At 38.6% G+C, this 26,708-nt stretch carries 27 protein-coding genes; 14 read left to right on the top strand and 13 right to left on the bottom strand.

Features of this window, described 5'->3' with window-relative positions:
* Nucleotides 1-31 precede the first annotated feature (31 nt).
* Nucleotides 32-475, top strand: a complete 444-nt coding sequence (locus LZF87_RS02000) for a nucleoside deaminase (protein ID WP_244340827.1) — start codon at nt 32-34, stop codon at nt 473-475.
* Nucleotides 476-534: 59 nt separating this feature from the next.
* Here the strand turns inward: LZF87_RS02000 and LZF87_RS01995 are convergent, their stop codons facing one another.
* The 3 genes from LZF87_RS01995 to LZF87_RS01985 all read right to left on the bottom strand — a co-directional run bounded on the left by LZF87_RS01995 (nt 535) and on the right by LZF87_RS01985 (nt 3,682).
* Nucleotides 535-1,251 carry a DsbA family oxidoreductase gene (locus LZF87_RS01995; protein ID WP_244340825.1) on the bottom strand — a complete coding sequence of 239 codons (717 nt, stop codon included), beginning with the start codon at nt 1,249-1,251 and terminating at the stop codon, nt 535-537.
* A 160-nt stretch (nt 1,252-1,411) separates the two neighbouring features.
* Nucleotides 1,412-2,962, bottom strand: coding sequence for an Rne/Rng family ribonuclease (locus LZF87_RS01990; RefSeq protein ID WP_244340823.1), 1,551 nt, complete (start codon nt 2,960-2,962; stop codon nt 1,412-1,414).
* A gap of 411 nt (nt 2,963-3,373) precedes the next feature.
* Complete coding sequence (locus LZF87_RS01985; protein ID WP_262486475.1) at nt 3,374-3,682, bottom strand: HU family DNA-binding protein; 309 nt, start codon at nt 3,680-3,682, stop codon at nt 3,374-3,376.
* Between the two features lie 116 nt (nt 3,683-3,798).
* On the opposite strand from LZF87_RS01985, the gene mutY reads away from it, so the two are divergent.
* The 3 genes from mutY (at nt 3,799) to gldD (ending at nt 5,958) form a co-directional block, all read left to right on the top strand.
* Nucleotides 3,799-4,842: an A/G-specific adenine glycosylase gene (gene mutY, locus LZF87_RS01980; protein ID WP_244340821.1), complete on the top strand. Its 1,044-nt coding sequence runs from the start codon at nt 3,799-3,801 to the stop codon at nt 4,840-4,842.
* A gap of 38 nt (nt 4,843-4,880) precedes the next feature.
* Nucleotides 4,881-5,306, top strand: a complete 426-nt coding sequence (locus LZF87_RS01975; protein WP_244340819.1) for a single-stranded DNA-binding protein — start codon at nt 4,881-4,883, stop codon at nt 5,304-5,306.
* A 79-nt stretch (nt 5,307-5,385) separates the two neighbouring features.
* Nucleotides 5,386-5,958 (top strand): gliding motility lipoprotein GldD, encoded by a 573-nt coding sequence (gldD, locus tag LZF87_RS01970; protein WP_244340817.1) that lies wholly within the window; start codon nt 5,386-5,388, stop codon nt 5,956-5,958.
* 43 nt (nt 5,959-6,001) lie between these two features.
* On the opposite strand, the gene LZF87_RS01965 is transcribed toward gldD, so the two are convergent.
* A complete protein-coding gene (locus tag LZF87_RS01965) occupies nt 6,002-6,379 on the bottom strand; it encodes a heavy-metal-associated domain-containing protein (RefSeq protein WP_244340803.1) in 378 nt (125 codons plus the stop codon).
* Nucleotides 6,380-6,491: 112 nt separating this feature from the next.
* Between LZF87_RS01965 and LZF87_RS01960 the strand changes: the two genes are divergently transcribed.
* Nucleotides 6,492-7,358, top strand: a complete 867-nt coding sequence (locus LZF87_RS01960; RefSeq protein ID WP_244340792.1) for a DMT family transporter — start codon at nt 6,492-6,494, stop codon at nt 7,356-7,358.
* Between the two features lie 75 nt (nt 7,359-7,433).
* Here the strand turns inward: LZF87_RS01960 and LZF87_RS01955 are convergent, their stop codons facing one another.
* Together LZF87_RS01955 and LZF87_RS01950 are read right to left on the bottom strand one after the other, a co-directional pair.
* A complete protein-coding gene (locus tag LZF87_RS01955) occupies nt 7,434-9,488 on the bottom strand; it encodes a M16 family metallopeptidase (protein ID WP_244340788.1) in 2,055 nt (684 codons plus the stop codon).
* 13 nt (nt 9,489-9,501) lie between these two features.
* A complete protein-coding gene (locus LZF87_RS01950) occupies nt 9,502-10,827 on the bottom strand; it encodes a M16 family metallopeptidase (protein ID WP_244340786.1) in 1,326 nt (441 codons plus the stop codon).
* A 186-nt stretch (nt 10,828-11,013) separates the two neighbouring features.
* On the opposite strand from LZF87_RS01950, the gene rplU reads away from it, so the two are divergent.
* Both rplU and rpmA read left to right on the top strand, forming a co-directional pair.
* Nucleotides 11,014-11,376 (top strand): 50S ribosomal protein L21, encoded by a 363-nt coding sequence (gene rplU / locus LZF87_RS01945; RefSeq protein ID WP_023573268.1) that lies wholly within the window; start codon nt 11,014-11,016, stop codon nt 11,374-11,376.
* Nucleotides 11,377-11,399: 23 nt separating this feature from the next.
* A complete protein-coding gene (gene rpmA / locus LZF87_RS01940; protein WP_023573269.1) occupies nt 11,400-11,660 on the top strand; it encodes a 50S ribosomal protein L27 in 261 nt (86 codons plus the stop codon).
* Between the two features lie 89 nt (nt 11,661-11,749).
* Here rpmA and LZF87_RS01935 read toward each other — a convergent pair whose 3' ends face one another.
* Nucleotides 11,750-12,700 carry a LamG domain-containing protein gene (locus LZF87_RS01935; RefSeq protein ID WP_244340784.1) on the bottom strand — a complete coding sequence of 317 codons (951 nt, stop codon included), beginning with the start codon at nt 12,698-12,700 and terminating at the stop codon, nt 11,750-11,752.
* A 533-nt stretch (nt 12,701-13,233) separates the two neighbouring features.
* On the opposite strand from LZF87_RS01935, the gene LZF87_RS01930 reads away from it, so the two are divergent.
* Nucleotides 13,234-13,737 carry a hypothetical protein gene (locus LZF87_RS01930; RefSeq protein ID WP_244340782.1) on the top strand — a complete coding sequence of 168 codons (504 nt, stop codon included), beginning with the start codon at nt 13,234-13,236 and terminating at the stop codon, nt 13,735-13,737.
* Between the two features lie 68 nt (nt 13,738-13,805).
* Here LZF87_RS01930 and LZF87_RS01925 read toward each other — a convergent pair whose 3' ends face one another.
* The 3 genes from LZF87_RS01925 to ahcY form a co-directional block, all read right to left on the bottom strand.
* A complete protein-coding gene (locus LZF87_RS01925; protein WP_244340780.1) occupies nt 13,806-14,543 on the bottom strand; it encodes a DUF3943 domain-containing protein in 738 nt (245 codons plus the stop codon).
* A gap of 401 nt (nt 14,544-14,944) precedes the next feature.
* A complete protein-coding gene (locus LZF87_RS01920) occupies nt 14,945-17,263 on the bottom strand; it encodes a patatin-like phospholipase family protein (protein ID WP_244340778.1) in 2,319 nt (772 codons plus the stop codon).
* A 200-nt stretch (nt 17,264-17,463) separates the two neighbouring features.
* On the bottom strand, nt 17,464-18,780 hold the full coding sequence (gene ahcY, locus LZF87_RS01915; RefSeq protein ID WP_244340776.1) for an adenosylhomocysteinase: 1,317 nt from the start codon (nt 18,778-18,780) through the stop codon (nt 17,464-17,466).
* A 140-nt stretch (nt 18,781-18,920) separates the two neighbouring features.
* On the opposite strand from ahcY, the gene LZF87_RS01910 reads away from it, so the two are divergent.
* Nucleotides 18,921-19,577, top strand: coding sequence for a 4'-phosphopantetheinyl transferase family protein (locus LZF87_RS01910; protein ID WP_244340774.1), 657 nt, complete (start codon nt 18,921-18,923; stop codon nt 19,575-19,577).
* Here LZF87_RS01910 and LZF87_RS01905 read toward each other — a convergent pair.
* The 3 genes from LZF87_RS01905 to LZF87_RS01895 all read right to left on the bottom strand — a co-directional run bounded on the left by LZF87_RS01905 (nt 19,544) and on the right by LZF87_RS01895 (nt 20,928).
* Nucleotides 19,544-19,963 (bottom strand): group III truncated hemoglobin, encoded by a 420-nt coding sequence (locus LZF87_RS01905; protein WP_244340772.1) that lies wholly within the window; start codon nt 19,961-19,963, stop codon nt 19,544-19,546. The two genes, LZF87_RS01910 and LZF87_RS01905, sit on opposite strands and share 34 nt — an antisense overlap.
* Before the next feature lie 2 nt (nt 19,964-19,965).
* Nucleotides 19,966-20,253, bottom strand: a complete 288-nt coding sequence (locus LZF87_RS01900; RefSeq protein WP_244340770.1) for a hypothetical protein — start codon at nt 20,251-20,253, stop codon at nt 19,966-19,968.
* Between the two features lie 78 nt (nt 20,254-20,331).
* Nucleotides 20,332-20,928: a Crp/Fnr family transcriptional regulator gene (locus tag LZF87_RS01895; protein ID WP_244340768.1), complete on the bottom strand. Its 597-nt coding sequence runs from the start codon at nt 20,926-20,928 to the stop codon at nt 20,332-20,334.
* A 99-nt stretch (nt 20,929-21,027) separates the two neighbouring features.
* Here LZF87_RS01895 and LZF87_RS01890 point away from each other — a divergent pair, with 99 nt between their 5' ends.
* The 5 genes from LZF87_RS01890 to LZF87_RS01870 all read left to right on the top strand — a co-directional run bounded on the left by LZF87_RS01890 (nt 21,028) and on the right by LZF87_RS01870 (nt 26,675).
* Nucleotides 21,028-21,750, top strand: a complete 723-nt coding sequence (locus LZF87_RS01890) for a geranylgeranylglyceryl/heptaprenylglyceryl phosphate synthase (RefSeq protein ID WP_244340766.1) — start codon at nt 21,028-21,030, stop codon at nt 21,748-21,750.
* Nucleotides 21,743-22,360 carry a nicotinamide riboside transporter PnuC gene (gene pnuC, locus LZF87_RS01885; RefSeq protein WP_244340751.1) on the top strand — a complete coding sequence of 206 codons (618 nt, stop codon included), beginning with the start codon at nt 21,743-21,745 and terminating at the stop codon, nt 22,358-22,360. Before LZF87_RS01890 ends, pnuC begins: the two co-directional genes overlap by 8 nt.
* The gene (locus LZF87_RS01880; RefSeq protein WP_244340724.1) at nt 22,327-23,886 is read left to right on the top strand and encodes a DUF4301 family protein; all 1,560 of its coding nucleotides are present in this window, start codon (nt 22,327-22,329) and stop codon (nt 23,884-23,886) included. Before pnuC ends, LZF87_RS01880 begins: the two co-directional genes overlap by 34 nt.
* A 2-nt stretch (nt 23,887-23,888) precedes the next feature.
* Complete coding sequence (gene arfB / locus LZF87_RS01875; RefSeq protein WP_244340722.1) at nt 23,889-24,290, top strand: alternative ribosome rescue aminoacyl-tRNA hydrolase ArfB; 402 nt, start codon at nt 23,889-23,891, stop codon at nt 24,288-24,290.
* Nucleotides 24,291-24,515: 225 nt separating this feature from the next.
* Nucleotides 24,516-26,675 carry a TonB-dependent receptor gene (locus LZF87_RS01870; protein WP_244340720.1) on the top strand — a complete coding sequence of 720 codons (2,160 nt, stop codon included), beginning with the start codon at nt 24,516-24,518 and terminating at the stop codon, nt 26,673-26,675.
* Nucleotides 26,676-26,708: the final 33 nt, after the last annotated feature.

Here is a 26,708-nt window from a genome sequence, read left to right as displayed (position 1 = left end):
ATGTACGATTTGAAATTGTATTTTTGTTTTCATGGAAAATATTTTCACCGACGAATATTTTATGAAAAAAGCCTATCAGGAAGCCGAAATAGCTTTTGAAAAAGGCGAGATTCCTGTAGGAGCCATTGTGGTGGTGGATAACCGGGTGATAGCCCGTACTCATAACCTGACCGAATTGCTCAACGATGTTACAGCTCACGCCGAAATGCAGGCCATAACTTCTTCGGCGAATTTTTTGGGCGGAAAGTATTTAAAGGATTGTACGCTGTATGTGACCTTAGAACCCTGTCAGATGTGTGCCGGTGCTTTGTATTGGGCACAGATTACAAAAATTGTTTACGGAGCTCGTGATGAACACCGTGGCTTTATGACTATGGGAGGGAAATTACATCCGAAAACTGTCGTTGTTGGAGGTGTAATGGAAAACGAATGTGGTAGTCTGATGAAACGTTTTTTTGCTGAAAGACGAAAATAAAAAAACTGCTATTTGAGAGAATAGCAGTTTCGTTTAAAATATCAGGCTAATATTATGTTTTATTCGCAACCTTCGATGTGACAACTGTTCTCTCCGGTTGAATTTTGAAAGTCCAAAGTAGCATCAAAGCTACCTTCTTCCCATGTTTTTTGCAAAGTTTGTAGAAATACTTCGGGAGATTGCGCTCCGGAAACCGCATATTTATCATCAAAAACAAAAAATGGAACACCGTTTGCGCCAAGGCTTTGTGCTTCGTTCATTTCTTGTTCTACCTCGTTAATATAGGCATCCGAATTTAAAACGGATTCAATTTCTTCCAGTTTCAGTCCAACTCCTAAAGCGAGTCGTGTCAATGTTGGTTTATCGTCAATGTCCAAACCTTCGGTGAAATGTGCTTTAAATAACGATTCTTCGAAAGTGTCACCCAAATGATACTTTTTAGCGAGATGAGATAAACGATGCGCGTTTAAAGAATTAGCTAAAATCAGTTTTTCGAAATGATAATCCAATCCTACAGCTTTGGCTTGTTGTGTAACGCTTTCGTGCATAGCAACGGACCAATTTCTGTCCCGGCCGTATTTTTTTGCCAAATAATCAAACGTGTTGTCTTCGGGCTGATACTTGGCTCTTGGGTCGAGCTGAAAACTCTTCCATTCGATAGTAACAGCATCTTTATTCTCGAATTGTTGTAATGCTTCTTCCAGTTTTCGCTTTCCGATATAACAAAACGGACACATTACATCGGACCAAATTTGTATTTTTAATTGATTATTCATTTTCGCAAGGTTTTTTATGCAGCTGAGCCAAATGTTTTGACATGGCAAAATTAACGAATTTGTTTGCGGGCCGTTTTGTATTTAGGTTTTTATTAGGATAATATAAACTTAAAAAAGGGCATAAAAAAACCGCCTCGTTTTACAACGGGCGGTTTGTTTTTTATCGAACTTCATTTCCTTCTTTGTCAAAGAAATGATATTCAAGGAACGTGTAAGCGTCACGCGGTATGATTTTTACCCATTTTTTATGTTCAAAAAACCATTTTGAACGTATTGATGGAAAACCTTTGGTAAGGTAGGCTGCCACAAAAGGGTGTGCGTTTAAAACAACCTTTTTATGGTCTTTGATAATTCTTTCAAGGTCAACCACTATTTTATCAACGATTGAGATTGGAGCTTCGATTTCCCCATTTTCTTTGTTGGGGTCCTCTTCTCTTGTTTTGATACTTACTTCGGGTCTGACTCTTTGTCTAGTAATTTGAATTAATCCAAATTTGCTAGGAGGCAAGATCTTATGTTTCGCCTTGTCATCGCTCATTTCCTCTTTCAGAAAATCGTATAATTTTTTACGATTGTCCGGATTCTGCATGTCTATAAAATCGACCACAATAATCCCGCCCATGTCGCGAAGTCTTAGTTGTCGCGCTATTTCTGCTGCGGCAATCATGTTTACTTCCAGTGCGGTGTCTTCCTGATTGGTTGCTTTGTTTGATCGGTTACCGCTGTTAACATCGATAACGTGCAAAGCTTCCGTGTGTTCTATGATCAGATAAGCTCCTTTGCTCATAGAAACTGTTTTTCCGAAAGACGTTTTTATTTGTCGTTCTATATGATACTTTTCAAAAAGAGGTAAATCCTTTGATTGGTAATGCTTGACAATTGAGACTTTAGAAGGAGCTATTTCTTGCAAATAGTCCTTAGTTTGATAATACAAATCTTCATCATCGACATAAATTCCCGTGAAGGTGTCGTTAAACACATCTCGTAATATGGAAGAAGCTTTGTTTACTTCGCCCAAAATTCGGGACGGATGATGTGCGGTGGGTATTCGTTTGCATGTTGCTGACCATTTGTCGAGCAAGTTTTGCAAATCTTTATCCAGTTCGGCCACTTTTTTGCCTTCTGCTACTGTGCGAACAATAACACCAAATCCTTTTGGCTTGATAGATTGAACCAATCGTTTTAATCGGTCTTTTTCTTCTTTAGAATCGATTTTCTGTGAAACCGAAACCCTGTCCGAAAAAGGGACTAAAACCACATATCTGCCGGCCAGTGAAAGCTCAGAGCTTATTCGTGGACCCTTGGTCGATATTGGTTCTTTAACTACCTGAACGAGAATAGACTGATTGGCGCTCAGCACGTCGCTGATGGCTCCATCCTTGTTTATTTCCGGCTCAAAAGGAAAGTTTTTTAGGGAGAAATCTTTTAGTTTACCTGCGCTTACAAGTTTGATGAATTTTATCATCGAAGAGAGGTTTGGGCCTAAATCGTGATAGTGCAGGAATGCATCTTTCTCGAAACCTACGTTTACAAACGCAGCATTAAGTCCCGGAACCGGTTTTCTGATTTTGGCAATAAAAATATCGCCAACCTGAAAGCCGCCTTTTTCCTCGCCACCTTCTTCTTTGTGCAATTCAACTAGTTTTCCATCTTTTAATAAGGCAAAATCTACGGCATCTGAACTGGTTCGAATAATTAATTCTTTGTTCAAAATGTGTACATTTTTATCCATACAGTTAAGTGAAAAGTGAAAAAGTGAAAAGTGAAAAGTTGCAAATCTTTAAAAAAGATGACTTATTCTTTATTCCTTGTTCCTTATTCCAGAATTGTACAGATGGATTAAACAATTTTTTACAGGTATTGTACCCGGTTGGATTATAGATGTCAGATTACAGATTTTAGACCGCAGAAATAATCTGGTGTCTGAAAGCTGCGATCCGCAGTCTTAATCCAAATTTCAATGAACTTTTAATTTTAAAAAAGAAAAAGTAGTTTTAAACTACTTTTTCTTTTTGTGACGGTTAGCTCTCGCTCTTTTTTTACGTTTGTGAGTAGCTACCTTATGTCTTTTTCTTTTTTTACCACTTGGCATAACTTGTAGTGTTTAGTGATTAATAATTAGTTAATTTTTTGCTTCTGTATTCGTTTTTACTCCATCAACAAATATTTTCGCCGGTTTGAAAGCCGGAATGTTGTGAGCAGGGATTTTAATTGTAGTGTTTTTAGAGATGTTTCTTCCGGTTTTCTCAGCTCTAGTTTTGATGATAAAGCTACCGAAACCTCTTAAATATACATTATCTCCAGTTTCTAGTGAGTTTTTCACCTCGTCCATAAAAGACTCCACTGTTGCTTGAACGTCTCCTTTTTCAAGACCCAATTTCTCAGAAATTTTCGCTACGATGTCTGCTTTCGTCATTTTCTTTCGTTTTATATTGATGTGTAATTTTTTGAGTGTGCAAATATAGCAATTAAAAAAACAATTTTTCAAGGTTAATCGATTAAAATTTAATTACATAAAGTTTTATTTTTGTTTTCCAATTTTTAAAGATGGAATTTACTAACAATCTAGTCCAATGGTATTTACGTAAAAAACGCGATTTGCCTTGGAGAAAAACTCCTGATCCGTATCCGGTCTGGCTTTCTGAAATCATGCTGCAACAAACGCGAGTTGCTCAGGGATTGCCTTATTTTTTGCGTTTTACAGAGGCATTTCCTACTGTTTTTGATGTAGCTTCAGCCGATGAAGAGCAGGTGTTGAAACTCTGGCAGGGTTTGGGGTATTATTCCCGTGCACGAAATCTGCACGCTACTGCAAAACATGTCGCTTTTGATTTAAATGGAAAGTTTCCCGATAAATATAAGGACTTGTTGAAGTTAAAAGGAGTGGGTGAGTATACCGCTGCGGCTATCGCCTCTATTGCCTATGGCGAAGCGGTTCCGGTAGTTGATGGAAACGTGTATCGTGTACTTTCGCGCTATTTTGATGTGGAAACCGATATTGCATCCGCTTCGGCTAAAAAGGAATTTTTTGAATTGGCGGCTTCTTTGATGCCAAAGGACAAGGCATCCGAGTTTAATCAGGCAATGATGGAATTTGGGGCTTTACAGTGTGTGCCCAAAAATCCGGACTGTCAAAGTTGTGTTTTCAATGGAAGCTGCCTTGCATTGAAATATGGTAAAGTAGGTGAGCTTCCGGTAAAAATGAAGAAGACCAGGGTGATTAATCGTTATTTTAACTACCTTATAATTAAGGACGGTCAGGGGAATACCCTTATTCGGAAAAGAACCGGAAAAGGGATCTGGCAAAATCTGTATGAATTTCCAATGTTGGAAACAGCACAAGAAGATGATTTTGATAGTATATATCAGTCAATTGAAAAGTTTTCTTCAGACTTCAAGCCGACGCATATCAAACCATTGCATCATAGTCTAATAGTTCATAAACTTTCTCATCAGCATTTGAATATCCGTTTTTGGGAAGTAGAAACCGATCAAAAGTTGTCGTATGCGATGTCAGTTGGAGAAATAAAAAAATATCCGTTCCCAATCGTAATCCATAATTTTATAGAGGAACATTGGGCGGATGTTTAGAAATTACTATATTTGAGTACAACTAAAAGATATAAGCCATGAACGGTACATTGAATAAAGTGATTTTAATAGGACATTTGGGTGACGATGTTAAAATGCACTATTTTGAAGGAGGGAATTGCATCGGACGATTTCCGTTAGCGACAAATGAAGTTTATATTAATAAAACTACAGGTGAAAAAATCACTTCTACCGAATGGCATAATTTAGTAGTGCGTAATAAAGCAGCCGAAATCTGTGAAAAGTATCTTTCCAAAGGTGATAAAATTTATGTGGAAGGCCGAATCAAATCGCGTCAGTGGCAGGCCGAAGATGGTACGACCAAATACACTACCGAAATACAAGTGACAGAGTTCACCTTTCTGAACGTCAAAAAAGAAACAGAACAAAAGCAAGGGGGTTATTCATCACAGACCAATGAGCCTCCAATTGCGCCGACCGGCAGCGAGGATATGCCGTTTTAATCTGTAAATCAAATAAACTTTCCAAAACTGCGTTTCACATTGTATCTTTACGCCCTAATTTAGCGTAAGGATTTCTGTTATGATAAAAAATAAGAGTATCGTTCTGTTGTTTGGGGTTTTTGTTTCTCTGCTGTCAGTGGGTTGTCAGGACGAAACGGTTCCAAAACCAAAAAGTCATTTGCGACTGGAGTACCCATCAGCAAAATACAATGCCTTTAATTTTCAAGGCAATTGTGGTTATGAATTTGAAGTGAATGAATTTTCAAAAGTAAAGACTAAAGGAGACTGCTCAATGGAGATTCAGTATCCTAAAATGAAAGCGACGGTCTATTTGAATTATAAAACCGTAAATAACAATATAGATCAGCTACTTCGAGATGCTCAGAAATTAACCTATGAGCACGTAATCAAAGCTGATGATATAGCCGAACAGCCATTTTTGAATCCGGAGCATAAAGTTTACGGAATGTTCTATCAGGTAGGAGGGAATGCGGCTACGAATGCGCAGTTTTATGTAACTGACAGTACGCGTCATTTCCTTGTTGGATCGGTTTATTTTTATGCAAAACCGAATTACGATTCCATACTTCCGGCTGCGGCCTATATCAAGAATGATATGCGAAAGATTATGGAAAGTGTGAGATGGAAATAAGATTTTAAAGTAAAAAAAGGAACTCAGTTGAGTTCCTTTTTTGTTATGCCTTCTTAAAGTTGGCTACTTTATATGTTTTACCGTCGGCAACCGCTTCCACTAATTTGGTTAACGATTCCTGATTGTTTACGGTTTTGTCAAAAGATACGGTGGCGGTTTTGGTATCGAAGTCAACTTTCGCTTCTTTCACGCCTTCAGTTTCAGTTAATTTTTTCTCGATGGTGGCAGCACAGCCCATTGCACAAGTCATGCCTTCGATCTGAAAGTTTGCTGTTTCCAGATTTTGAGCAGCAATTTCTTTTTTAGGTGCTGCAGCTACAGTTTCAGTTGCAGTGGTTTCTGCTGTTTTTTCTTCTTTTTTACAGCTTACAAATGTTAAAGCCGCAAGTGCAAACATTAGGGTTACTTTTGAAAATTTCATATTTGTTATTTTTTTGATTTTGAATCGGATAAATGATTGACGGCAAAATTACCCAAAAAAAGAACTGATTTTCATTTAAATAACAGAATTTTGACATTTTAAAATCATCTTTATGGAATCAAAGCAACTGAAATGGATTTTACTGGCCGCACTTTCGCTTATCTGGGGAAGTTCATTCATTCTGATAAAACGAGGGCTTGTTGGTTTAACGCCGCTTCAGTTAGGTTCGCTGCGGATGTTATTTGCAGCGTCTTTTCTGGTTATTGTTGGATTTAATAAGATTGCCCTGATTCCTTTGGGTAAATGGAAGTACATTGCTTTGACCGCTTTAATGGGGACTTTTATCCCGGCATTCTTATTTGCTTTGGCGCAAAGCGAAATCGACAGTTCCATTAGTGCGGTTTTGAATTCCTTGACTCCGTTAAACACACTGATTCTGGGAATCCTGTTTTTTGGAATGACCTTCCAGCGCAGTCAGTTGATGGGAGTGTTGATTGGTTTGTTAGGTAGTTCGGTGCTGATTTTAAGCGGGGCGGCGCATCACCCAGAGCAAAATTATTTTTATGCGCTTTTTGTGGTAGTAGCTACATTTTGTTATGCCACCAATGTGAACCTGATAAAAAAATATTTGTCAGACGTTAATCCGATAAGTATTACGGTTGGTAATTTTCTGGTAATGGTCATTCCGGCTTTAATTATTTTGATTTCTACGGGATTTTTTGGTGAACTTCACAAGCCGGAAGTGCGGCATTCTGTTATGTTCATTGCGATTTTGGGGATAGTAGGCACTGGGATTGCTAATATTTTGTTCTTCAGACTGATCCAGATTACCACTCCGGTATTTGCTTCGTCATCAGCCTATCTGTTTCCGATTGTGGCCATTTTTTGGGGATTTCTGGATGGGGAAACCTTAACGTTTGCTCAGATTGTCGGAGCGGGAGTGATTTTGCTTGGGATTTATCTTTCTTCTAAGAAATAGGACTTCATAAATGACATAATAAAAAAAAGACTGTCCATTACAGACAGTCTTTTTCTTTTTTGAAACCAATGTTTCTTATTTGAAATCTTCAGCAGTTACGCCTTCGTTGATTTTCACTTCAGTCGTCATTAATTTGATTTCAACACCTACATTCATGTCAGTTGTATGAGGGAATTTGATTCCTTTCACTTCTTTGTAATCACTGTAGTAAGTGGTTTGTGTCATTTTCTGACCCATTTGCTCCATCTCTTTAGCTTCTGCTGTTTTTAAGCCGGTTTTAACATCATAGTAGTATGTTGTTTTGCCTTCTTTGATTACATAGACGTCGTTTTCGTTCATGGTTTCGATGCCTTCAAGCTTAGCGTTTGGATTGTTAGCCAAATTCATTTCTTCAAAAGGAGCAGCACCTTGTTTTTGTTCTTTGAATTCTTCTGGAGTCAAGTCTTTTCTTTGCCCTTGAGAAACACGGTATCCTGATTTGTCGCCAACAACCTGTTTCATCATCGACATGCCCATTGCTTTCATTTCAACGCACATTTTGTTGTCGGAAGTCACTTTAGTTGTTAATTCAACAGGTGTTCCCTGAACGGTTCCTGAAGAAACTGTCGCTACTGATTTTACAGCTTTCACTGCTTTTTCACCACCAATTGCTTTGATGTAGTTGTTTAAAACGGTTTTAGATGTAACGCCTGCAGGAATTGGAATGTTTACTTTTGGTTTTTCAACCGGATTACCGAATTTGTCGAAAAACTGAATTGGTAATTTCTGCTTAGCACTCATTTTTTCAAGGCTTGGAAGTACATCTGCTGCTTTTCCTACAACTACAATTCTTGTATTGTCTGCTAAGAAATATTTGTTAGCCACAGCTTTGATGTCTTCAGCAGTTACCGCGTTGATGTTCTTGATATAGTTTTCGTAGAAATCCGCCGGTAATTTTTCTGTTTCGGTATTTAATGCATAACGAGCGATGGTGGCTGGTTTTTGAATCTGCATTACAAAGTTTCCGATATATTTTGCTTTAGCGATTTTTAATTCGTCAGCAGATACTGATTCGGTTCTGATTTTTTTCAATTCGTTCATGAATTCCACTACAGCGCTGTCTGTAACTGCATTTCTTACTGAAGCCCCTGAGCGGAATTTCGATACGTACCTTCCTGTTCCTAATGAAGAATAGGCACCGTAAGTCCAACCGTGTTTTTCGCGTAAGTTCATGAACAAACGGCCTTCACCGCCACCGCCAAGGATTTGGTTCGCTAAGATTCCTGCGAAATATTCTTTGTCGGTCATTTTTAAAGTTTCAGTATTTACCAAAGCGATTTCAGACTGAACCGCATTAGGCATATCAACGAAATTGATTTGACTGTACTGAACGTTTTTAGGATCCGGATACGTTAATGCCGGAACAACTGCTTTTTCCCATGGGCCGAATTGCTTTTCAACCATTTTTTTAACGTCTTTCAGTTTTACATCACCAACGATTACTAGATAAGCGTTTCCTGGTACGAAATAGGTGTTGTAGTTTTGGTTAACGTCGTTTAAAGTAACGTTTTTGATGGTAGTCTCGCTTAAATATTCTCCGGCTGGATGTGTTTTTCCGAAAGCCAGAACGTCTTCCACACGACCTGCAACTGCTGAAACGCTTTTTTCTTCCGACTTAAGGTTCTCGAGCATTTTTTCTTTTTCTTTGTCTAACTCAGTCTGAGTGAAAACAGGATTCAATAAACCATCGGCCATTAATTCCATGATTCTCCCTGAATATTTAGACAATCCGCTTGCGAAAGCACCATTTGAGTTGAAATTGATGTTGGCGCCTAAGAAATCTACTTCTTCGTTAAAAGCGTCTTTCGACATTTTTTCGGTTCCTTTACCAATCATGGAGCTTGTTAAATCAGATACGCCTTTTTTGTCGCCTTCCGCATAAGGCGGGTAGTCGATAGTAAGGCTGTAGCTTACGCGGGGAAGTTTGTGGTTTTCAACAACCAATACTTTTAAGCCGTTTTTTAAGGTAAAAGTGCTAGGTTTTCCAACGTTGATGGTTGGAGATGGTCCCGGTTTTGGTTGTGGTCTGTCTTGTGCTTGCATGGATATTGCTAAAAATAAACTTGCTGCTATATAAATATATTTTTTCATAGTGATTCTCAACTTAGTTTTGTGCTTTGTCTTTTGCAGGTACGTAATCTAAAAGCAGACGTTGGTTTGGGTTCAGATATTTTTTTGCAACTTCTCTGATTTCCTCTCTGGTGATTGAATGGTAAATGTCAATTTCAGTATTGATAAGGTTCACATCGCCATACAATAAATAGAAAGTGGCAAGGTTTTCAGCGATACCTTCAACGTTAGCGTTAGCATTTACGTATTGGTTGTCGAATTTGTTTTGCAGTTTCTGGAAATCTTTTTCGGAAATTAATTCTGTTTGCAATTTCACGATTTCCTCGTCTACCTGCTTAAGTAAATCCTCGGTAGTGTTTTTACCCATTGGAAGTCCGTATAAAATATACATTCCATAGTCTTCCTGACTGTAGTTGAAAGCTCCAACTTGTAGCGCCATTTTCTTGTCGTCTACTAATTTTTTGTATAATCTTGAGCTTTTTCCGTCTGAAAGGATTGAAGAAATCATATCTAAAACTCTTGCGTCACGAGTCTTCATTGAAGGTGTTCTGTAAGTGGCAACCATCATAGGAATCTGAATGTTCGGATCTTGGTAAGTGGCTTTGATTGTTTGGGTGATAGGAGCTTCTTCGAATTTTTGTCTTTGAACATCTGCTCCTTTTGCAATTGGACCGAAATAATCTTTAACCCATGTTTTTGCCTGAGCAGGATCAAAATCACCGGCAACAACCAGAACGGCGTTGTTAGGAGTGTAGAATTTTTTGTTGAATGCTTGGAATTCTGCTAAAGTAGCTGCATCCAAATGTTCCATTGATCCGATAGGAGCCCAACGGTAAGGGTGAACTTTGTAGATATTTTGCTTAACAGCAGCGATCAGGCTTCCGTAAGGCTGGTTGTCTACACGAAGCCTTTTTTCTTCTTTTACTACTTCGTTTTGTGTGTCAACACCAATCTGGTTGATTACCGGATGCATTAGTCTTTCCGATTCCATCCATAAGGCTAATTGTAAGTTGTTGGATGGGAATACTTCGTAGTAATACGTTCTGTCTTCTGTAGTGTTGGCATTGTTGTTACCTCCGTTGGCTGTTACGATTTTAAACCAGTCACCGCGGCCGATGTTTTTAGTTCCTTCGAAAAGCAGGTGTTCGAAAAAGTGCGCAAATCCTGTTCTTTCAGGGTTTTCGTCTTTCGATCCCACGTGATACATTACCGATGTGATTACTACCGGAGCCGATTTGTCCTGATGCAAAATTACATGCAGACCGTTGTCCAGTGTGTATTCTTCAAATGCTACTTTCTGAGCGGAAGCAACACCTCCAAGCATTAAAAGCGAACTCAAAGCCATTAAAGATTTTTTCATAGAGTTATTGTTATTTTATAATAAAGGAATTTGTGTGCAATTTCGTGAATTTGTTACAATGGTGGTGATTTTTTTTTAACTGGGCTGATTTTAAAGTTTTTAGGCGTGAATTTTTATCGGAATGTTGTAAGGTAAAGAAATAGTTGTATATTTGCGGACTTAAAAAATTAATTAAACATTATTGTTATGTACGCAATCGTAGAGATAGCAGGGCAACAATTCAAAGTAAGCAAAGACTTAAAGGTTTATGTTCACCGTTTAGCAGTAGAAGAAGGTGCAAAAGTTTCTTTTGACAAAGTTCTTTTATTAGATGATAACGGAAACGTAACTTTAGGCGCCCCAGCTGTAGAAGGTGCTTCAGTAGAAGCTAAAGTGTTACAACACTTAAAAGGTGATAAAGTAATCGTTTTCAAAAAGAAAAGAAGAAAAGGTTACAAAAAGAAAAACGGTCACAGACAATCTTTAACTCAAATTGTAATCGAAGGTATCGTTGCAGGTGGAGCTACAAAGAAAAAAGCGACTAAAAAAGCGGAAGCTACAGAAGAATAATTAACATTAAAAACTAGTACGTCATGGCTCACAAGAAAGGTGTCGGTAGTTCCAAGAATGGTAGAGAATCAGAATCGAAACGTTTAGGTGTTAAGATTTATGGTGGACAAGCTGCAATTGCTGGAAACATTATCGTAAGACAAAGAGGTTCTAAGCACAATCCAGGTGAAAACGTTTACATGGGTAAAGATCACACTTTACATGCAAAAGTTGATGGAGTAGTGAAATTTCAGAAAAAAGGAGATAACAAATCTTTCGTTTCTGTAGTTCCATTCGAAGCATAAGAATATACTCTTAAACAATACAAAACCCCATTTCGAAAGAAGTGGGGTTTTTTGTTTTGTAATGAAAAGTAAATGTTACTTCGGTTACTTTATTTAATGATTATTTTTTCTGATTCTTCATTATTCAGTTTTAGAAAATAGATTCCCGGTACTAAATTTTTAATGTTTAGCATATTCAATTCGGATGAATTTTTAGCACCTGCCAATACGATTTTTCCATTTATATCGGAAAGTTGGTAGTTTATAGTTTCGGTGGTGTTGTCATTTTGTATATAAATTGCTTCTGAGGCAGGGTTAGGGTATATTCTGAAGGATTTCTTTTGTGATACCTCATTTGTTGATAAAGTGGCCTGATAGACCTGTGTTACCTCTGCAGGGGTAAGTGCACGGTTCCAAATGGCTACGTCATCAAGTGAGCCGTTAAAGTTGCCTCCTGACGGTCCTTTTCCTATCCAAAGCGGTAGGGGGGCAGAATTTACGCTTGTGTAGCTGTCGGCGGTCCTAGTGCCTACTGATACGCCGTTTTTATACAGCGTCAAATTTTGGTTGTTGTATACGGCTGTATAATGTTCCCATTGTCCGACGGTAACTGCAGGTCCGTATGCCCAGGCCCATGAGCTACCTTGTTTGTTTACTCCGGTCTGTGTGGCTGTGTCTGTGGATTGAACGTTCCAGATAAAATTTCCGTTTGCAGTGGATCCGCTCATGATGGCAATACTTATGGCGGTATTGTTTTTTTTCATCCAGAATGATACAGAATGCGCTCCAGTATATGAAAATACTGTAGGAAATGAACTTAGCATTAAATAGGACGTGCTTCCGTTAAAAGAGTATGCGGAATTTGCTGTTCCGTTTCTGTCGGTGGTTAATGATGCACCATAGTTGGTAAGGTGATAGTTGTTGGCTGTTGCATCATTTGCGTTTCCGTTAAAACCATAATAAGCAACCAGGCCTGATGATGGTACATAGTTAGGCACTTGAGCTTTTAATGCTGTAATGCCAAGAGTCAAAAGTGACAATAGAAAGTAATTTTTTTTCATAAAAGCTGTTAATTAAATGAGAAATAGATTGATTTTAATATTAAAGTTAATTAAAAAGCTAATAATTTATCTAGAAGTAATTCGATATCACAAAAATTGATAATTGGTGATATTTTTTTGATAAATGAGTTAAAGTAATGGGGAGGTTGCCTGCGGAAATCCAATCTAGTGCTTGCTTGTCTTTCTGGTGATATATTCTTGTGGTACAATTGATCTATTAAGAGATTGTGGAAATTATTGTGTAGGACAAGGTAAGCCTTTGTTAGTGTGTTTGTTGTGTGTTTTTTAAGTGTTTCTGGGGGTAATAATTCCTGTTAATTTCGTAACTTGTATCGTAATCTGAAATTCCTGTGGCGATGTTTTATTCAAATTCACAGTTGGAAGTATTGGTAATCACCATCGTACTAATCTTGGTGTATATAGTTGGTTATGAGTTAATCCGTAGACTTGAGGCGCCTATTGAAAAAAAGTATGAGCTGTCTCTGCGTCTCATGGCATCGCTTTCCTTTTTTCTTGTGATTTATAATATCTATGTGTCCATTCGATCTAACGACAGAATAGAGCTGAATAAAGCTGCCTATAACACCGTGCAAAACATCCAGCGCAATTGGCTCGATCCCCAAAGTGAATTGCTTCAGAAGTATCCCGAAGGTTATTTCCTGTATTCCAGTATGACGCCTGATGCTGATTTTGGGATGGCAGTCCCTGAAAAATATGATCCGCTTAAAAGAAAACAGTTAGAGGTTTATTATTCGCTGAGAGTGTTTCAGTCGATGGAGGATTTCCTCACTACCGGGAAATTCGATACGACAGGTAAAGATGTATGGGTGAATAATTATCTGATGTGGATGCAATCGCCGATACTGCGCTCTTATTGGAATAAACTGTCGTTTAATTACGCTAAAGATACTCGGCAATTTGTCGGAAAAATTATTAAGGAAAGCTATGGGCTCATTGCCCTACGTAAAAATAAAGGTAAACTCATGGTGCGGGACTATGACAGTGTTTCAGCTAGAATTGAAGTCGCTTTTCGTTAAGGAATTTTTTAGCTCACTGCTTGTGTTGTCTGTGTTATTTGAAGCAGGGCCGAGGCAAGGCGGATAAATTAAAACCTAACGGTGTATTTCAGACCCAAAACAGATTCCGGCTTATTTGAACGGTTGTAAGGAATTGGTGCGATACTAAGATTGGATTTCATTTTTGGCTTATACCCAAAACCATCTACAGCGGTGCTAAAAGGGTCTATTACTAGCAGGCAGACAAAACCCAATGCTTTTGATTTTAAAACTTTAGAATGGTTTTTTAAAATGCCTCTTTTAGCATGGAAAAAAACTTCTCCCAACAGCGATCCCACGGTAGGGGTAATGATCAGATCCTGCCAGGAAGGAGCTTCGGCAAAGGCTTCAATGCCGTATTCCCAAACAAGAGTTGAAAGGATTGCTGAGTAAGCGAAAGATCCCAAAGGTCTAAAGCCACTACTGCGTGCAGCCATATAATACACTGCGCCGGCATAAGGATGTGTCACATAATTGTAGTAATCTGAGTCTTCGTCTACAACCGGGCCCGTGGTCACATTTTCGTGCCACATTGTGAATAATCCTGTGTCTTTAATTTCTTTTTTGTTCCATCCTGATGCGCTTTCGGGCAATGTCCACACTACAGCAGCAACGACAATGGATGTGCCTACAAATACCAGGGTACAGTAGCCTAATTTTCGAAAGTCGGCTTTTTGGGGAGGATATGCTTTTTGATAGGTTAGGGAGGAATCTTTTTTTATATGAAATAGCTGATATCTGTCTGTTATTTTCCTTTGCTGATAGGCTGTTAATTCTGTGATCAGCATCCTTTCTTTTGAAAATTGGGTCGGTTCGGAATCCTGTGTCTGGTTAGGCTGAATCTGGGAAATGAAAATAAAATCGGATTTAATAAAAGGATTAAGTGTGAATGTGAACCGTGTATTAAAGTCTTGTGCTTGTAAGTCCGAACAGGCAATAAGGAAAACAACAAGCCAAAAAACCCGTTTTCTAATGGATGCTATCAATAACCGGCACGACATGGTCATTGGATTGGAATATAAATACAGCTGAGATTTTCTCAAAATCAAATATAAGCAATTCTTATTGAACTTGTGGTGTGGCTGCTGAAAGTCTCCGTGCTCTGATCAAAACCAAACAAAAAACCCTCACATTACTGCAAGGGTTTCTAAATATCTAAAAATCTAACATTCTAAGAAGTCTAAATGAGTTACGGATTGAATGAGAAACCAACGCTGAAAAACACCCTCACTTTGTTGACATCATTTATCCATGAAGTATCAAAGTGGATGGGGCCTAAAATGGACTGGTAAGAAATAGAAGCTCCTCCGGACATCACAAGACTTTCTTCGGTGTTGTTGTCCCAATTTCCTTTTGGATTGAATATATTGTCTACATAATCATTGAAAGTATCAAAGCCAACAGTGGCAATATTAAAATGAGGTGTTAGGTAAAATTTGCCGATGGGGTTGATTTGAGCTCCAAGTTTGACTCCCGTGAACTGAGTTGCATTAAGTTCATCTTCGGTTAAACCCGGAAATGTAAAACGATTGCTTCCGGAAAAAGGAATAATACCTCCTAAGAAGTATTTTGAAGCATACCCATAATCCGTAAAAGAGAGTTGGTTGTTTTTAAGCTTGTCCTGAAAGATATAATTGGCATCAAATCCTATCATTCCATTGATTTTTCTTTTTAAAGGTACTCGTTTTTCAAATCCGAAACCAAGTTTTGTATAGCCATTAGTGGCATCGGAAACATTTGCTATGTTTGGATCGATGAAAGTGGCAGTAATATCAGTTAGTAATGATCGGTTTACATTGGCTTTTAGGATGGTTCCGTTAGTGGCGAAAAATACTTTATCCATGTCGTTATATGAATAGTGCATGTTTACCTCTAAGCCGTCGAAAATATATTTGGTAAGGAAAAACACATTGGGGTTGTAGTAGGGGTCGTATTTTGGTTTTATTTTTGTGTGATTGTAGTTTAAACCAAAACCAATGTAGTTTTTTAACGGATTTATATTTCTGTTAAATTCATTATTGAATTCAATGGCATCATATAACATGTTATCTACCGAATTGCCATCTATAAAAACTTCTTGTTTTAAAAAAGCTGCATAAAGTTCAGATGCCCACCACCAATCTTTCTTTTTTCCGAAATTTTTCTGAAATTGGATTCTGCCTTTTGGTTGTTCGGCAATATCGGCAGTAATGAGCAGGCGGGAGGATTGGGCAAGCACATTTCTGGCGGTATAATTGAGAATCAAACCTACTCCTCGGTAAGTGTCATAATGCACTGAGGCGTTTAGTTGGTTTTTTGGCTGTTCAAATCCATCCAAAATCATTCCTAATTTGCCTTCTTCATTTATAAAATAATTATAGGTGATTTGGTTGAAAAGGTTAGTGCCCATTGCTCTGTTAACACCTGCAATTAAATCTTTAGGGGTGTATTTTGTGTGCGATTTGAAATTGGTCCGGGCAATTACAAGCGGCATGTTTTCTTTGCTGATGTTTTTGTAAATAATGGTGTCAATAACGAATTCATTAGGGGTGTTGGGCAGTTGGTGGGTTCTTTGCTGATACCCTTTTATCTTTTCTGCTAATGCTATTAAAGCAGATAGGTTTTTTGATGCAGCAATTTTACCATCGTTGTAGATTTCTTCACTTTTTGCAAAATCAGCGGTGGAAAAACGAAGATTGGGCAGGTGATCGACCAAAATATCGCAAAGTGCCCGGTTGTCGGGATTTTTAATATTGCTCGGAAACGTACTGGTTTGCATCAGAACCGTTGCGAAATTGTCCAGTTTTTCCTTGGGTTCCATTCCGCCGCCTACATCGCTGCCAATTATGATGTCGGCCCCCATTTGTTTGGCAATATCTGTAGGGAAATTATTCATTACGCCTCCGTCAACCAAAACGGTATTTTCATATGGCATGGGTTTGAAAACGGCTGGTAGGGACATACTGGCTCTCATGGCAAAAGCCAAACTCCCTTTGCTTAGAACGACTTCTTTTCCCTCCACCAAATCGGTCGCCATGGCTCGAAATGGTATTGGCAGATTATCAAAATCTTTGACATTGTAAACAGGATAGGTTAATTCGAAAAGATATTCTCTTAAGTTTTGGTCGTTTAATATGGCACCGGTACTTTTTGCTTTCCCGTCTTTAATTCCTATGCCCGCTAAATATCGTTGAAATTCCCTTTTTTCGTCTACGCTGACGTTTCTCAGGGACATGCCGCCCCCCAGTATTTTATCCCAATCGATATTTTTGGTGATACTGGCGATGCTGTCTCCGGAATATCCCATCGCATACAAACCTCCGATGATGCTTCCCATGCTGTTTCCGATGATAAGATCGGGAACAATATGTAAAGAGTCGAGTTTTTGTAAAAGCGGAATATGAGCAATCCCTTTGGCTCCGCCACCGCTGAGGACCAGTACGACTTTTGGTTTCTTATCTTGCGCGAAAAGATTTAACGAAAAGCACAGAAAAAATATGAGGGTAACTAAGGGAGTTGTCTTTTTCAAGTCATAGTGTATTTTCGTGGTTGGGAAATAGAAGCTAATTGGTTGTATTAAAATTAGTTAGTTATTTTTTGATGTGCAACATTTTTTAATACGAAAATTTTGCTATTTACCACAAGTAAAAAACAAAAAACCCTCGCATTACTGCAAGGGTTTCTAAATATCTAAAAATCTAACTTTCTAAGAAGCCTAAGTAAGTCCGATTAATATCTGTAATATTCTGGTTTGAACGGACCTTTAACATCCACTCCGATGTAAGCAGCCTGCTCATCATTTAAAGTCTCTAATTCAACACCTAATTTCGCTAAGTGTAAAGAAGCTACTTTCTCATCCAAATGTTTCGGTAACATGTACACTTCATTCTTGTATGCTGCTGAGTTTGTCCATAATTCGATTTGTGCTAAAGTCTGGTTCGTGAATGAGTTAGACATTACGAAAGATGGGTGACCTGTAGCACAACCTAAGTTAACCAAACGGCCTTCTGCTAAGATAAGAATGTCTTTTCCTGCGATAGTATATTTGTCAACTTGAGGTTTGATTTCGATTTTAGATGCACCGTGGTTTTTGTTTAACCAAGCCATGTCGATTTCGTTATCGAAGTGACCGATGTTACAAACGATGGTTTTGTCTTTCATCGCCTCGAAGTGTTTTCCGATAACGATGTCTTTGTTTCCTGTAGTTGTGATGATGATATCAGCATTTGCAACAACAGTGTCTAAACGTTTTACTTCAAAACCGTCCATAGCAGCCTGTAAAGCACAGATTGGGTCGATTTCAGTAACAGTAACGATAGAGCCTGCACCACGGAAAGAAGCTGCAGTTCCTTTACCTACGTCACCGTATCCGCAAACAACTACTCTCTTACCAGCCAACATAACGTCAGTAGCACGACGGATTGCATCTACAGCAGATTCTTTACATCCGTATTTGTTATCAAATTTCGATTTTGTAACCGAATCGTTTACGTTGATTGCCGGCATGAACAAAGTTCCGTTTTTCATTCTTTCGTATAAACGGTGAACTCCTGTTGTAGTTTCTTCTGATAAACCTTTGATGCCAGGGATTAATTCAGGGTAACGATCGAAAACCATGTTGGTTAAGTCACCACCGTCATCCAAGATCATGTTCAATGGTTTTCTTTCTTCACCAAAGAATAAAGTTTGCTCAATACACCAGTCAAATTCTTCTTCGTTAAGACCTTTCCAAGCGTATACCTGAATCCCTGCAGCAGCTATTGCAGCAGCAGCCTGATCCTGAGTAGAGAAAATATTACAAGACGACCAGGTAACTTCAGCACCAAGGGCGATTAATGTTTCAATTAAAACCGCAGTTTGGATAGTCATGTGTAAACATCCTGCGATACGGGCGCCTTTTAAAGGTTGGCTTGCACCATATTCAGCACGAAGCGCCATTAGTCCAGGCATTTCAGCTTCTGCCAATTCGATTTCTTTTCTTCCCCACGCAGCAAGATTGATATCTTTTACTTTGTAAGCAACAAATGGTAATGTCGTTGTACTCATCTATTTAGTATATTTGTTATATATTTTTTGAACTTAATAAAGGTAGCAAAATTAAGCATTTCCTTTGTATTTCCTAAGGCATTTAGCTTATTTTGTGATTTGTTTAAGTTCTAATCTTTTGAAAAACAGTAAAATATAATATGCCGCTTTTTAAAGTTATTGATATCAATTCAACGTCAAAGGTTTTTCTTTGGAAAATAACCGAAGATTTCAACGAACTTTTCCGAAATGTTGCGCTGAAAGACACCTCATTGGCGCGATTGGAAGGAATGAAATCGGAAGGGCATCAAAAGGGTTTTTTGGCGGTACGGATGCTGTTTCAGCACGCTGGTTATGATGATTTCGATTTGTATTATGACGATTTCGGGAAACCGCATTTAAAAGATGGAACGCACATCTCCATCTCGCATTCGTTTGATTTTGCGGCCATTGTTCTTAGTGGATGTAATATCGGAATCGATCTGGAGCAGATAAAGGAAAAGATAGTGCGGCTTGCTCCCCGTTTTATGGATGTATCGCATCTGGAAAATTTATCGGAAACGGATACCATGAAAAAGGCAACCGTGGTTTGGGGCGTAAAAGAGGCTATTTTCAAACTGAAAAATGAAGTTGGTATCAGTTTTCTGGATCATATTTTTGAAGATCCTTTTCAGTTATCTGATAAAAAATGCAGCGCCGAACTACACTTTAATGATGTAATCCGGCACTACGATATTATTTTTGAGGAAATCGATTGTGGTAACGGAGAAGAAAAAGAGCACAATTATATGCTGGTTTGTGCCGTGGAATCGGAATGATTAGGTTTTCTGCTTTCATAAATATACATCATAAAAACAGTTCCCATTTTTCGGGCGCGGAATTTTAAGGTTTCCACATTTTCTCCTTCAAACAATTCTTCCAGGGTTTCAAACCAAAGGTTCAGCCATAAGCCGAAAATATTCGGACTGACGCTGTGATCGAATTTCTCGTCAACCTCTATGTGAGCCTGAATTGGGTTTCCGTAATATTTTCGGATTCCAAAGAGATTGTTCTCCCAAAAATCGGTCAGCTTTTCCAGATGGGCTTCCCAGTCTGGAATGGTCTCATTGAAAAAATGACCGATTTCTTCGTTGGTCCTGATTTTTGCGTAAAAGGAGTGAATTAGTTTCGATAAATCCTCTCTGTTCTGAATATCGCTTTTCACTATTAAATTACAAGCGTGTTAAGGATGATCATTACCGTGCTGGTGATTGCGCTGGTCAGAATCAGATTGAAGACCAATTTGTGTTTTTGGGTTGCTAAGATTGAGCCGTTAACAAAACTGCAGACTAAAACAACCAAAGCCAGTTGGATCATTTGTGAAAAAGAAGTCCCATTCTTTAAAATGTACATGGCTGCAGCACCACCCAGACAACTTTGTCCGATAATGGCTAAAGTGGCATAGGCATAATACTCTTTTTGAAAGTTTTGAAATGTTTTTTGATAAAGTGTCATGTTTTTTTGTTTTTTAGTGAGTCAAAATTAACATGCCTTATATCTTACATTTCATGATTTAAATCATGTTCTAAAAAATTATCGATACACTTTTCGGTTGATGATTTTTATTTCGTTTTTTTTCTCCAGGCCTTTAATGGTACGGATGACGGTTTCAACGCGAAGCCCCGTTAAATCAGCCATCTGCTGTCTGGTCAGATCTATTCGATAACCATCGGTTTCTTTTTCGATTTTGAAAAAAGTAATGGAATAATCGAAAAGTTTCAAGAGTCGGTGCTCTGGTTCCTGCGAGGAAATCTCGGCAGCCATAACCGATTTGTAATGCAGTCGTTGCGCCAGGTTTTCGATAATGGAAAGCGAAACTGAAGCATTTTCCTTTACGAGGTTTAGAAAGGAGGATTTTGGCAGTACAAACAATTCACAATCGGTAACAGCAATCGCGTTGGCCGGATATACGCGGTTCAGAAACAAAGGAGGTTCTCCGAAACTTTGTTTCGGATGAAAAATACCTTGTATGAACTCTTTGCCGTCGTCATTGAAATTGGACATTTTTACATCTCCGCTTATGATCTGAAAGTAATTGACAGGTAAATCGCCTTCGTGAAAAATAGTATCGCCTTTAGCATATTTTTTTTGTAGAGCATGGTGTGATTCCAATAATTCTTCGGGGATCATAAGAAAGGTTCTAAAGATTCATTACAAAAATATAATTAAAATTTTACGGATTTTAAAAATAAGCTACTTTTACCGACTTATTAATAATGAAATCAACAGATGCTTTACAATCAGATTTTGTCGGCGAAAAATAACAACCAAAAACTTTTGGCCATACTTCTCGATCCCGATAAGATTGTCTTGGATGAGGTTGCGGTTTTGGCTGATAAAATAAATAACTCGCCGGCAACACATGTTTTTATTGGCGGAAGCATCGTGGAAACGGATATTATAGATGAACTGATTGTCTGCTTAAAACAAAAAACCGAATTGCCGATTTTCTTGTTTCCCGGAAATCCATCTCAGATTTCAGATAAAGCCGATGCGATTTTGTTTCTGACCCTGCTTTCCGGAAGGAATTCTGATTATCTGATCGAGTATCAGGTTAATGCGGTTCCGATTTTAAAGAAAACCAAATTGGAAGTAATTTCAACAGGCTATATTTTAATAGAAAGCGGAACTCAAACTGCTGTGGAGCGCGTCAGTAAAACCAATCCGTTGGACAGGGAAGATCCTGATTATGCGGTTCAGACAGCTCTGGCCGGAGAGTTTATCGGAAATAAATTGGTCTATCTTGAAGCGGGAAGCGGAGCTAAAAATGCGGTTCCTTTGGAAATGATCCGCAAAGTTTCGGATAATATTCAGGTTCCGGTAATTGTCGGAGGTGGGATCCGTTCCAAAAAAGCTATTGATGATGCTTATGATTCAGGAGCGGATTTGGTGGTTATCGGTACGGCTTTCGAAAATGATCCTGATTTTTTTAATTTCAGCTCCCATGCTTGATTTTTTTCTCGACGCATATAAAGAAGCTTCGATTACGAGAATCGTTTTAGAGTCGCTGGCCTTTGTGTTCGGGATTCTGAGTGTGATCTTGGCACGAAAAGAGAGTATTCTGACTTACCCCACCGGATTGATTGCCACAGTGATAACAACCTACCTGCTTTGGTTGGCGGGCTATTTGGGCGATATGATGATCAATTTGTATTTTTCGATTATGAGTGTTTACGGTTGGTGGAATTGGGCCCGAAAAAGAGGGAATAAGGAACTTCTGCCGATAACACGTACGGATTTCAAAGAAAAAATAATTGGGATTGCATTGTTTTTAGTGACAATTATTGTAGTTTTCGGCATCTATAATTTCTTTGATTACGAAATAAAAAAAGAAAATTATGTAGATATCCTGGCTTCCGGGATTTTCTTTACGGGAATGTGGTATATGGCCCATAAAAAGATAGAAAACTGGACGCTTTGGATTATTGGCGATATAATCGTAACGCCGATTTATGCTTACAGAGGCTTGGGAATGTTGTCGTTACAATATTTAATTTTTACGGTTTTAGCCATTTTGGCTTACAAAGAATGGAGAAAGATTTTACAACAAAGAGTAGCTTAACACAGCAGTACGGTTTTTCGGAAGCTGATTTTAAATACATAGAGGAATACGGTATCACAATTGAAAAAATTGCTCGTGAACTTGAGATGTTCCAGTCAGGGATCGCTATGATTTCATTGGGAAAAGTGGCGACCGTTGGAGATGGTATCATGACCTTTTCCGATGAGGAAGCTTCATCCTTCAGTGATTATTTCGAAAAAGAAAGAACGAACTATACGATTGAAAAATTTGTCCCTGCTTCGGGAGCGGCGAGCCGAATGTTTCAATTCCTGATTGAATTCATCAATGAATTTCAGTTGGGCGAAGAAACTATCAATGCTTATGTCAACCGACGCAATGCTAATAAGCTGTCTGTTTTTCTCGTCGGTATCGAAAAATTACCTTTTTATGAGATGGTCCTTGAGGAAGTTAAGAGCCTTTATGCCAATTATGAGGAATTTACTCAGGACGAAAAATACTATTATTTCATAAATACACTTCTTTCTGTGGAAGGTTTTTATTTTTCCAATAAGCCTAAGGGAGTGCTTCCTTTTCATAAAAAAGAAAATGAGGTTACTACCCCAATTTACAAGCATCTTAAAGAAGCTATCGAATATTCGAATGTCAATGGAAAGCCTCAAATTCATCTGACGGTTTCCGAGGAGCATCTTGAAGATTTCAAAACGGTTGTCAATGGTTTGGCAGACGATGTAACTGTAAACTATTCTTTTCAGCAAAAAGCAACCGATACTTTAGCTGTGGATATGGATAACAAACCATTCCGTTTGGATGATGGTCAGTTGTTTTTCCGTCCGGGCGGACACGGTGCTTTGATTGAAAACCTGAATCAGTTGGAAAGTGATATTGTTTTCATTAAAAATATCGATAATACAGCCTTCAATCACTTTGAAGAAATAGTTTTTTATAAAAAAGTGCTTGGGGGATTGTTGCTGAAACTGCAGAAAGAAATTTTTGCGCATCTTGAAGTTTTAGAAACGTCAAATGGTAATCTTGATGAAGTTATTTCTTTTGTAACTGATAAACTCGATGTTGTCCTGCCGAAGGACTTTTTAAAATATTCTCCGGAGAATCAAAAAACCGAATTGGTTCAATTGTTAAACCGTCCAATCCGTGTTTGCGGAATGGTGAAAAATGAAGGCGAACCCGGTGGTGGACCTTTCTGGGTTGATGAAGACAACGGAACCGTTTCACTGCAAATCGTGGAATCTTCGCAAATTGATCTGCAGAGCGAAAGCCAAAAGAAGATATTTTCAGAATCAACACATTTTAACCCGGTGGATTTGGTGTGCGGTTTGAAGGATTACAAAGGACAAAAATTCAATTTGTCGGATTTTGTGAACCACAATGCCGGTTTCATAGTTGATAAAACCAAAAACGGCAAAGACATCAAAGCCTATGAGCTTCCGGGTCTTTGGAACGGAGCAATGGCGAATTGGATAACTATTTTTGCCGAAGTGCCTTTGGTAACTTTCAATCCGGTAAAAACAGTAAACGATTTGCTTAAACCGGCCCATCAGCACGAATAATTGTGGATAAGGAAAAACTTGTATCGGAATTACAGTTCAAGGCGGTCCGAAGCAGCGGTGCCGGTGGGCAGAACGTAAATAAGGTTGCTTCGAAAGTGGTGTTGCAGTTCGATTTGAAGAACTCGGAGGCTTTTTCTGAGGACGAGAAAGATCTGATTTTGGTCAAACTCGAAAACAAACTTACCAAAGAAGGTGTGCTGATCCTGAATTGCGACGAAGATCGAAGTCAGCTCCGCAATAAGGAAATCGTGATTAAACGATTTTTGCTGATTGTGGAAGGCGCCTTGAAAGTACAGAAAAAAAGAAAGCCAACTAAAATTCCGCGTTCGGTCATCGAAAGAAGGCTTAAGGAAAAGCGAAGTCAATCCGATATAAAACAATCGCGTCGAAAACCGAAATTTTAATTATTTGAAATTCTGTTTGGATAGTTGTTTTTTATAACTCTATCTTTGCAACGTCTCAAAGGGGTGCTCTAAAATAACGAGCTGAGATCATACCCAACGAACCTGGAACAGGTAATGCTGTTTAGGGAAAATGACAAGTTTGACGTAAATAGCGTCAAGGTCACGTTACAATCATTAATTAATTTTTTTAAGAATAATTACCCCTTTTATTCGTACTTATTACGGATGAAAATTCTATTGAAAATGTTCTTTGCAGGAGTGATGCTGCAAACTTCTCTAAGTTTTTCTCAGGAAAAAGAAAAAGATACGGTAAAAGTGAAAGTGCTTGATGAAGTCTTGGTTTCAGCTGTAAGAGCTACCGAAAAACAGCCTGTGACGTTTACCAACATGAGCAAAAAAGAACTGGCAGAGCGTAATTTAGGTCAGGACATTCCTGTTTTGATGAATTATATGCCTTCGGTAGTAACGACAACCGATGCAGGGAACGGAGTGGGTTATACAGGGATCCGTGTACGTGGTAGTGATGCTACGCGTGTGAATGTAACCATCAATGGAATTGCTTACAACGACTCGGAATCGCATGGAACGTATTGGGTGAATATGCCGGATTTCGTTTCTTCGGTGGAAAACCTTCAGTTGCAACGCGGGGTAGGTACATCAACCAACGGAGCAGGTGCTTTCGGAGCGAGTCTTAACATGCTGACCGATTCGTATGCGACAAAAAGTAACGGCGAAATTTCCAATTCCTACGGAAGTTTTAATACACATAAACATACGGTGAAATTCAGTACCGGTTTGATGAACGAAAAAGTTGAATTGGCTGGTCGTTTCTCGAAAATCAATTCTGATGGGTATATCGACAGGGCATCTTCCGATTTGAAATCTTATTTTTTGCAGGGGACATTCGTTGGAAAAACCACTTTGATAAAAGCATTGGTCTTCGGTGGAAAAGAAAAAACGTATCAGGCTTGGAACGGGATTGATGCAGAAACGTTGGAAAACGACCGAACCTTCAATCCGGCGGGTATGTTTACCGATGAGTTCGGTAATGTACGCTTTTACGATAATGAAACCGATAATTATCAGCAGGATCACGCGCAATTGCATTGGAGTGAAAAAATTAATTCCAATTGGAATATCAATTCGGCCGTTCACTACACCAAAGGAAGAGGTTATTACGAAAATTATATAGAAAACGCTGATTTTACTGAGTATGGAATGGCGCCGGTTGCCGGACAAACTTCTACAGATTTGGTTCGTCAGAAGTGGTTGGATAATGATTTCTACGGAGCTACCGTTTCAGCCAGTTACAAAAATGAAAATCTGGATTTAATCTTTGGTGAGGCTTGGAATAAATATGAAGGGTTGCATTTTGGAAAAGTGATTTGGTCTAGATATGCTTCCTCAAGTGAATTAGGGGATAAGTATTATAATGACCGCGCTGTAAAAACTGATGCTAATGGTTTTGTTAAAGCAGGTTGTAAAATCAGCAAGAGCTTTAGTCTGTTTGGAGATCTGCAGTTAAGAAACGTAAATTACAAAGCCGATTCTCCGGAAACCGGTTTGGTTGATGATACGTTTAATTTCTTTAATCCAAAGGCGGGAGTTACTTATACGCTGAATGAAAAAAATAATTTTTATTTCTCGTATGCCAGAGCAAATCGCGAGCCTAACCGTACTGATTATGAAAATGGAAGTCCGAAACCGGAACAATTGAACGATTTTGAATTGGGTTGGCGTTACGCTTCTCCAAGAACAAAATTAAATGTAAACGCTTATTATATGGGGTATAAAGATCAGCTGGTGTTAACTGGTGAGTTGGATGAAGTGGGTTCGCCCATCCGTGAAAACAGCGGTGACAGTTACCGATTGGGTCTTGAGTTGGATGCTGCTATTGTAGTTTTGGAGCAGTTGGCCATTCGTCCGAATGTTACGGTCAGCGTGAATAAGAACAAGGATTTTGTGTTTCAGAGAGATGGTGTTCTGCAAAATTTAGGTGATACGAATATAGCTTACTCGCCAAATTTCATCGCAGGAAACATAATTACATATTCTCCGATAAAAACGGTTCAAATATCGTTACTGACTAAGATCGTGGGAGAACAATTTATGGGGAACATAGATTCGGATGCGTCTAAATTGGAGGGTTATTTTGTAAATGACTTTTCGGTGAATTGGGTAATCGAGCCTAAATCTGTTTTGCAGTCAATTGTCGTAACCGGATTGGTCAATAATATCTTTGATTATAAGTATGTGTCAAACGGATATTTCTATACGTATGATGACGATTTCAGTAATCCGGGAACTATTACCACAATCGAAGGCGCTGGCTATTATCCGCAGGCAGGTATAAATGCTATGATTGGGCTAACGCTTAAATTCTAAATAGTCAATTTGATGGCGATTAAAAAATCCTGA

Source organism: Flavobacterium enshiense, from assembly GCF_022836875.1.
Classification (GTDB): Bacteria; Bacteroidota; Bacteroidia; order Flavobacteriales; family Flavobacteriaceae; genus Flavobacterium; species Flavobacterium enshiense_A.
Note: the sequence above shows the minus strand (reverse complement) of the source record. Positions and strands in the feature narration are given on the sequence as shown.

Excerpts from the sequence above, each read along its gene's own strand:
- LZF87_RS02000 (WP_244340827.1), top strand. The coding sequence starts at position 32 with ATGGAAAATATTTTCACCGACGAATATTTTATGAAAAAAGCCTATCAG.
- LZF87_RS01995 (WP_244340825.1), bottom strand. The coding sequence starts at position 1,251 with ATGAATAATCAATTAAAAATACAAATTTGGTCCGATGTAATGTGTCCG.
- mutY (WP_244340821.1), top strand. The coding sequence starts at position 3,799 with ATGGAATTTACTAACAATCTAGTCCAATGGTATTTACGTAAAAAACGC.
- LZF87_RS01975 (WP_244340819.1), top strand. The coding sequence starts at position 4,881 with ATGAACGGTACATTGAATAAAGTGATTTTAATAGGACATTTGGGTGAC.
- gldD (WP_244340817.1), top strand. The coding sequence starts at position 5,386 with ATGATAAAAAATAAGAGTATCGTTCTGTTGTTTGGGGTTTTTGTTTCT.
- LZF87_RS01965 (WP_244340803.1), bottom strand. The coding sequence starts at position 6,379 with ATGAAATTTTCAAAAGTAACCCTAATGTTTGCACTTGCGGCTTTAACA.
- LZF87_RS01960 (WP_244340792.1), top strand. The coding sequence starts at position 6,492 with ATGGAATCAAAGCAACTGAAATGGATTTTACTGGCCGCACTTTCGCTT.
- LZF87_RS01955 (WP_244340788.1), bottom strand. The coding sequence starts at position 9,488 with ATGAAAAAATATATTTATATAGCAGCAAGTTTATTTTTAGCAATATCC.
- LZF87_RS01950 (WP_244340786.1), bottom strand. The coding sequence starts at position 10,827 with ATGAAAAAATCTTTAATGGCTTTGAGTTCGCTTTTAATGCTTGGAGGT.
- rplU (WP_023573268.1), top strand. The coding sequence starts at position 11,014 with ATGTACGCAATCGTAGAGATAGCAGGGCAACAATTCAAAGTAAGCAAA.
- rpmA (WP_023573269.1), top strand. The coding sequence starts at position 11,400 with ATGGCTCACAAGAAAGGTGTCGGTAGTTCCAAGAATGGTAGAGAATCA.
- LZF87_RS01935 (WP_244340784.1), bottom strand. The coding sequence starts at position 12,700 with ATGAAAAAAAATTACTTTCTATTGTCACTTTTGACTCTTGGCATTACA.
- LZF87_RS01925 (WP_244340780.1), bottom strand. The coding sequence starts at position 14,543 with ATGCTGATCACAGAATTAACAGCCTATCAGCAAAGGAAAATAACAGAC.
- ahcY (WP_244340776.1), bottom strand. The coding sequence starts at position 18,780 with ATGAGTACAACGACATTACCATTTGTTGCTTACAAAGTAAAAGATATC.
- LZF87_RS01910 (WP_244340774.1), top strand. The coding sequence starts at position 18,921 with ATGCCGCTTTTTAAAGTTATTGATATCAATTCAACGTCAAAGGTTTTT.
- LZF87_RS01900 (WP_244340770.1), bottom strand. The coding sequence starts at position 20,253 with ATGACACTTTATCAAAAAACATTTCAAAACTTTCAAAAAGAGTATTAT.
- LZF87_RS01895 (WP_244340768.1), bottom strand. The coding sequence starts at position 20,928 with ATGATCCCCGAAGAATTATTGGAATCACACCATGCTCTACAAAAAAAA.
- LZF87_RS01890 (WP_244340766.1), top strand. The coding sequence starts at position 21,028 with ATGCTTTACAATCAGATTTTGTCGGCGAAAAATAACAACCAAAAACTT.
- pnuC (WP_244340751.1), top strand. The coding sequence starts at position 21,743 with ATGCTTGATTTTTTTCTCGACGCATATAAAGAAGCTTCGATTACGAGA.
- LZF87_RS01880 (WP_244340724.1), top strand. The coding sequence starts at position 22,327 with ATGGAGAAAGATTTTACAACAAAGAGTAGCTTAACACAGCAGTACGGT.
- LZF87_RS01870 (WP_244340720.1), top strand. The coding sequence starts at position 24,516 with ATGAAAATTCTATTGAAAATGTTCTTTGCAGGAGTGATGCTGCAAACT.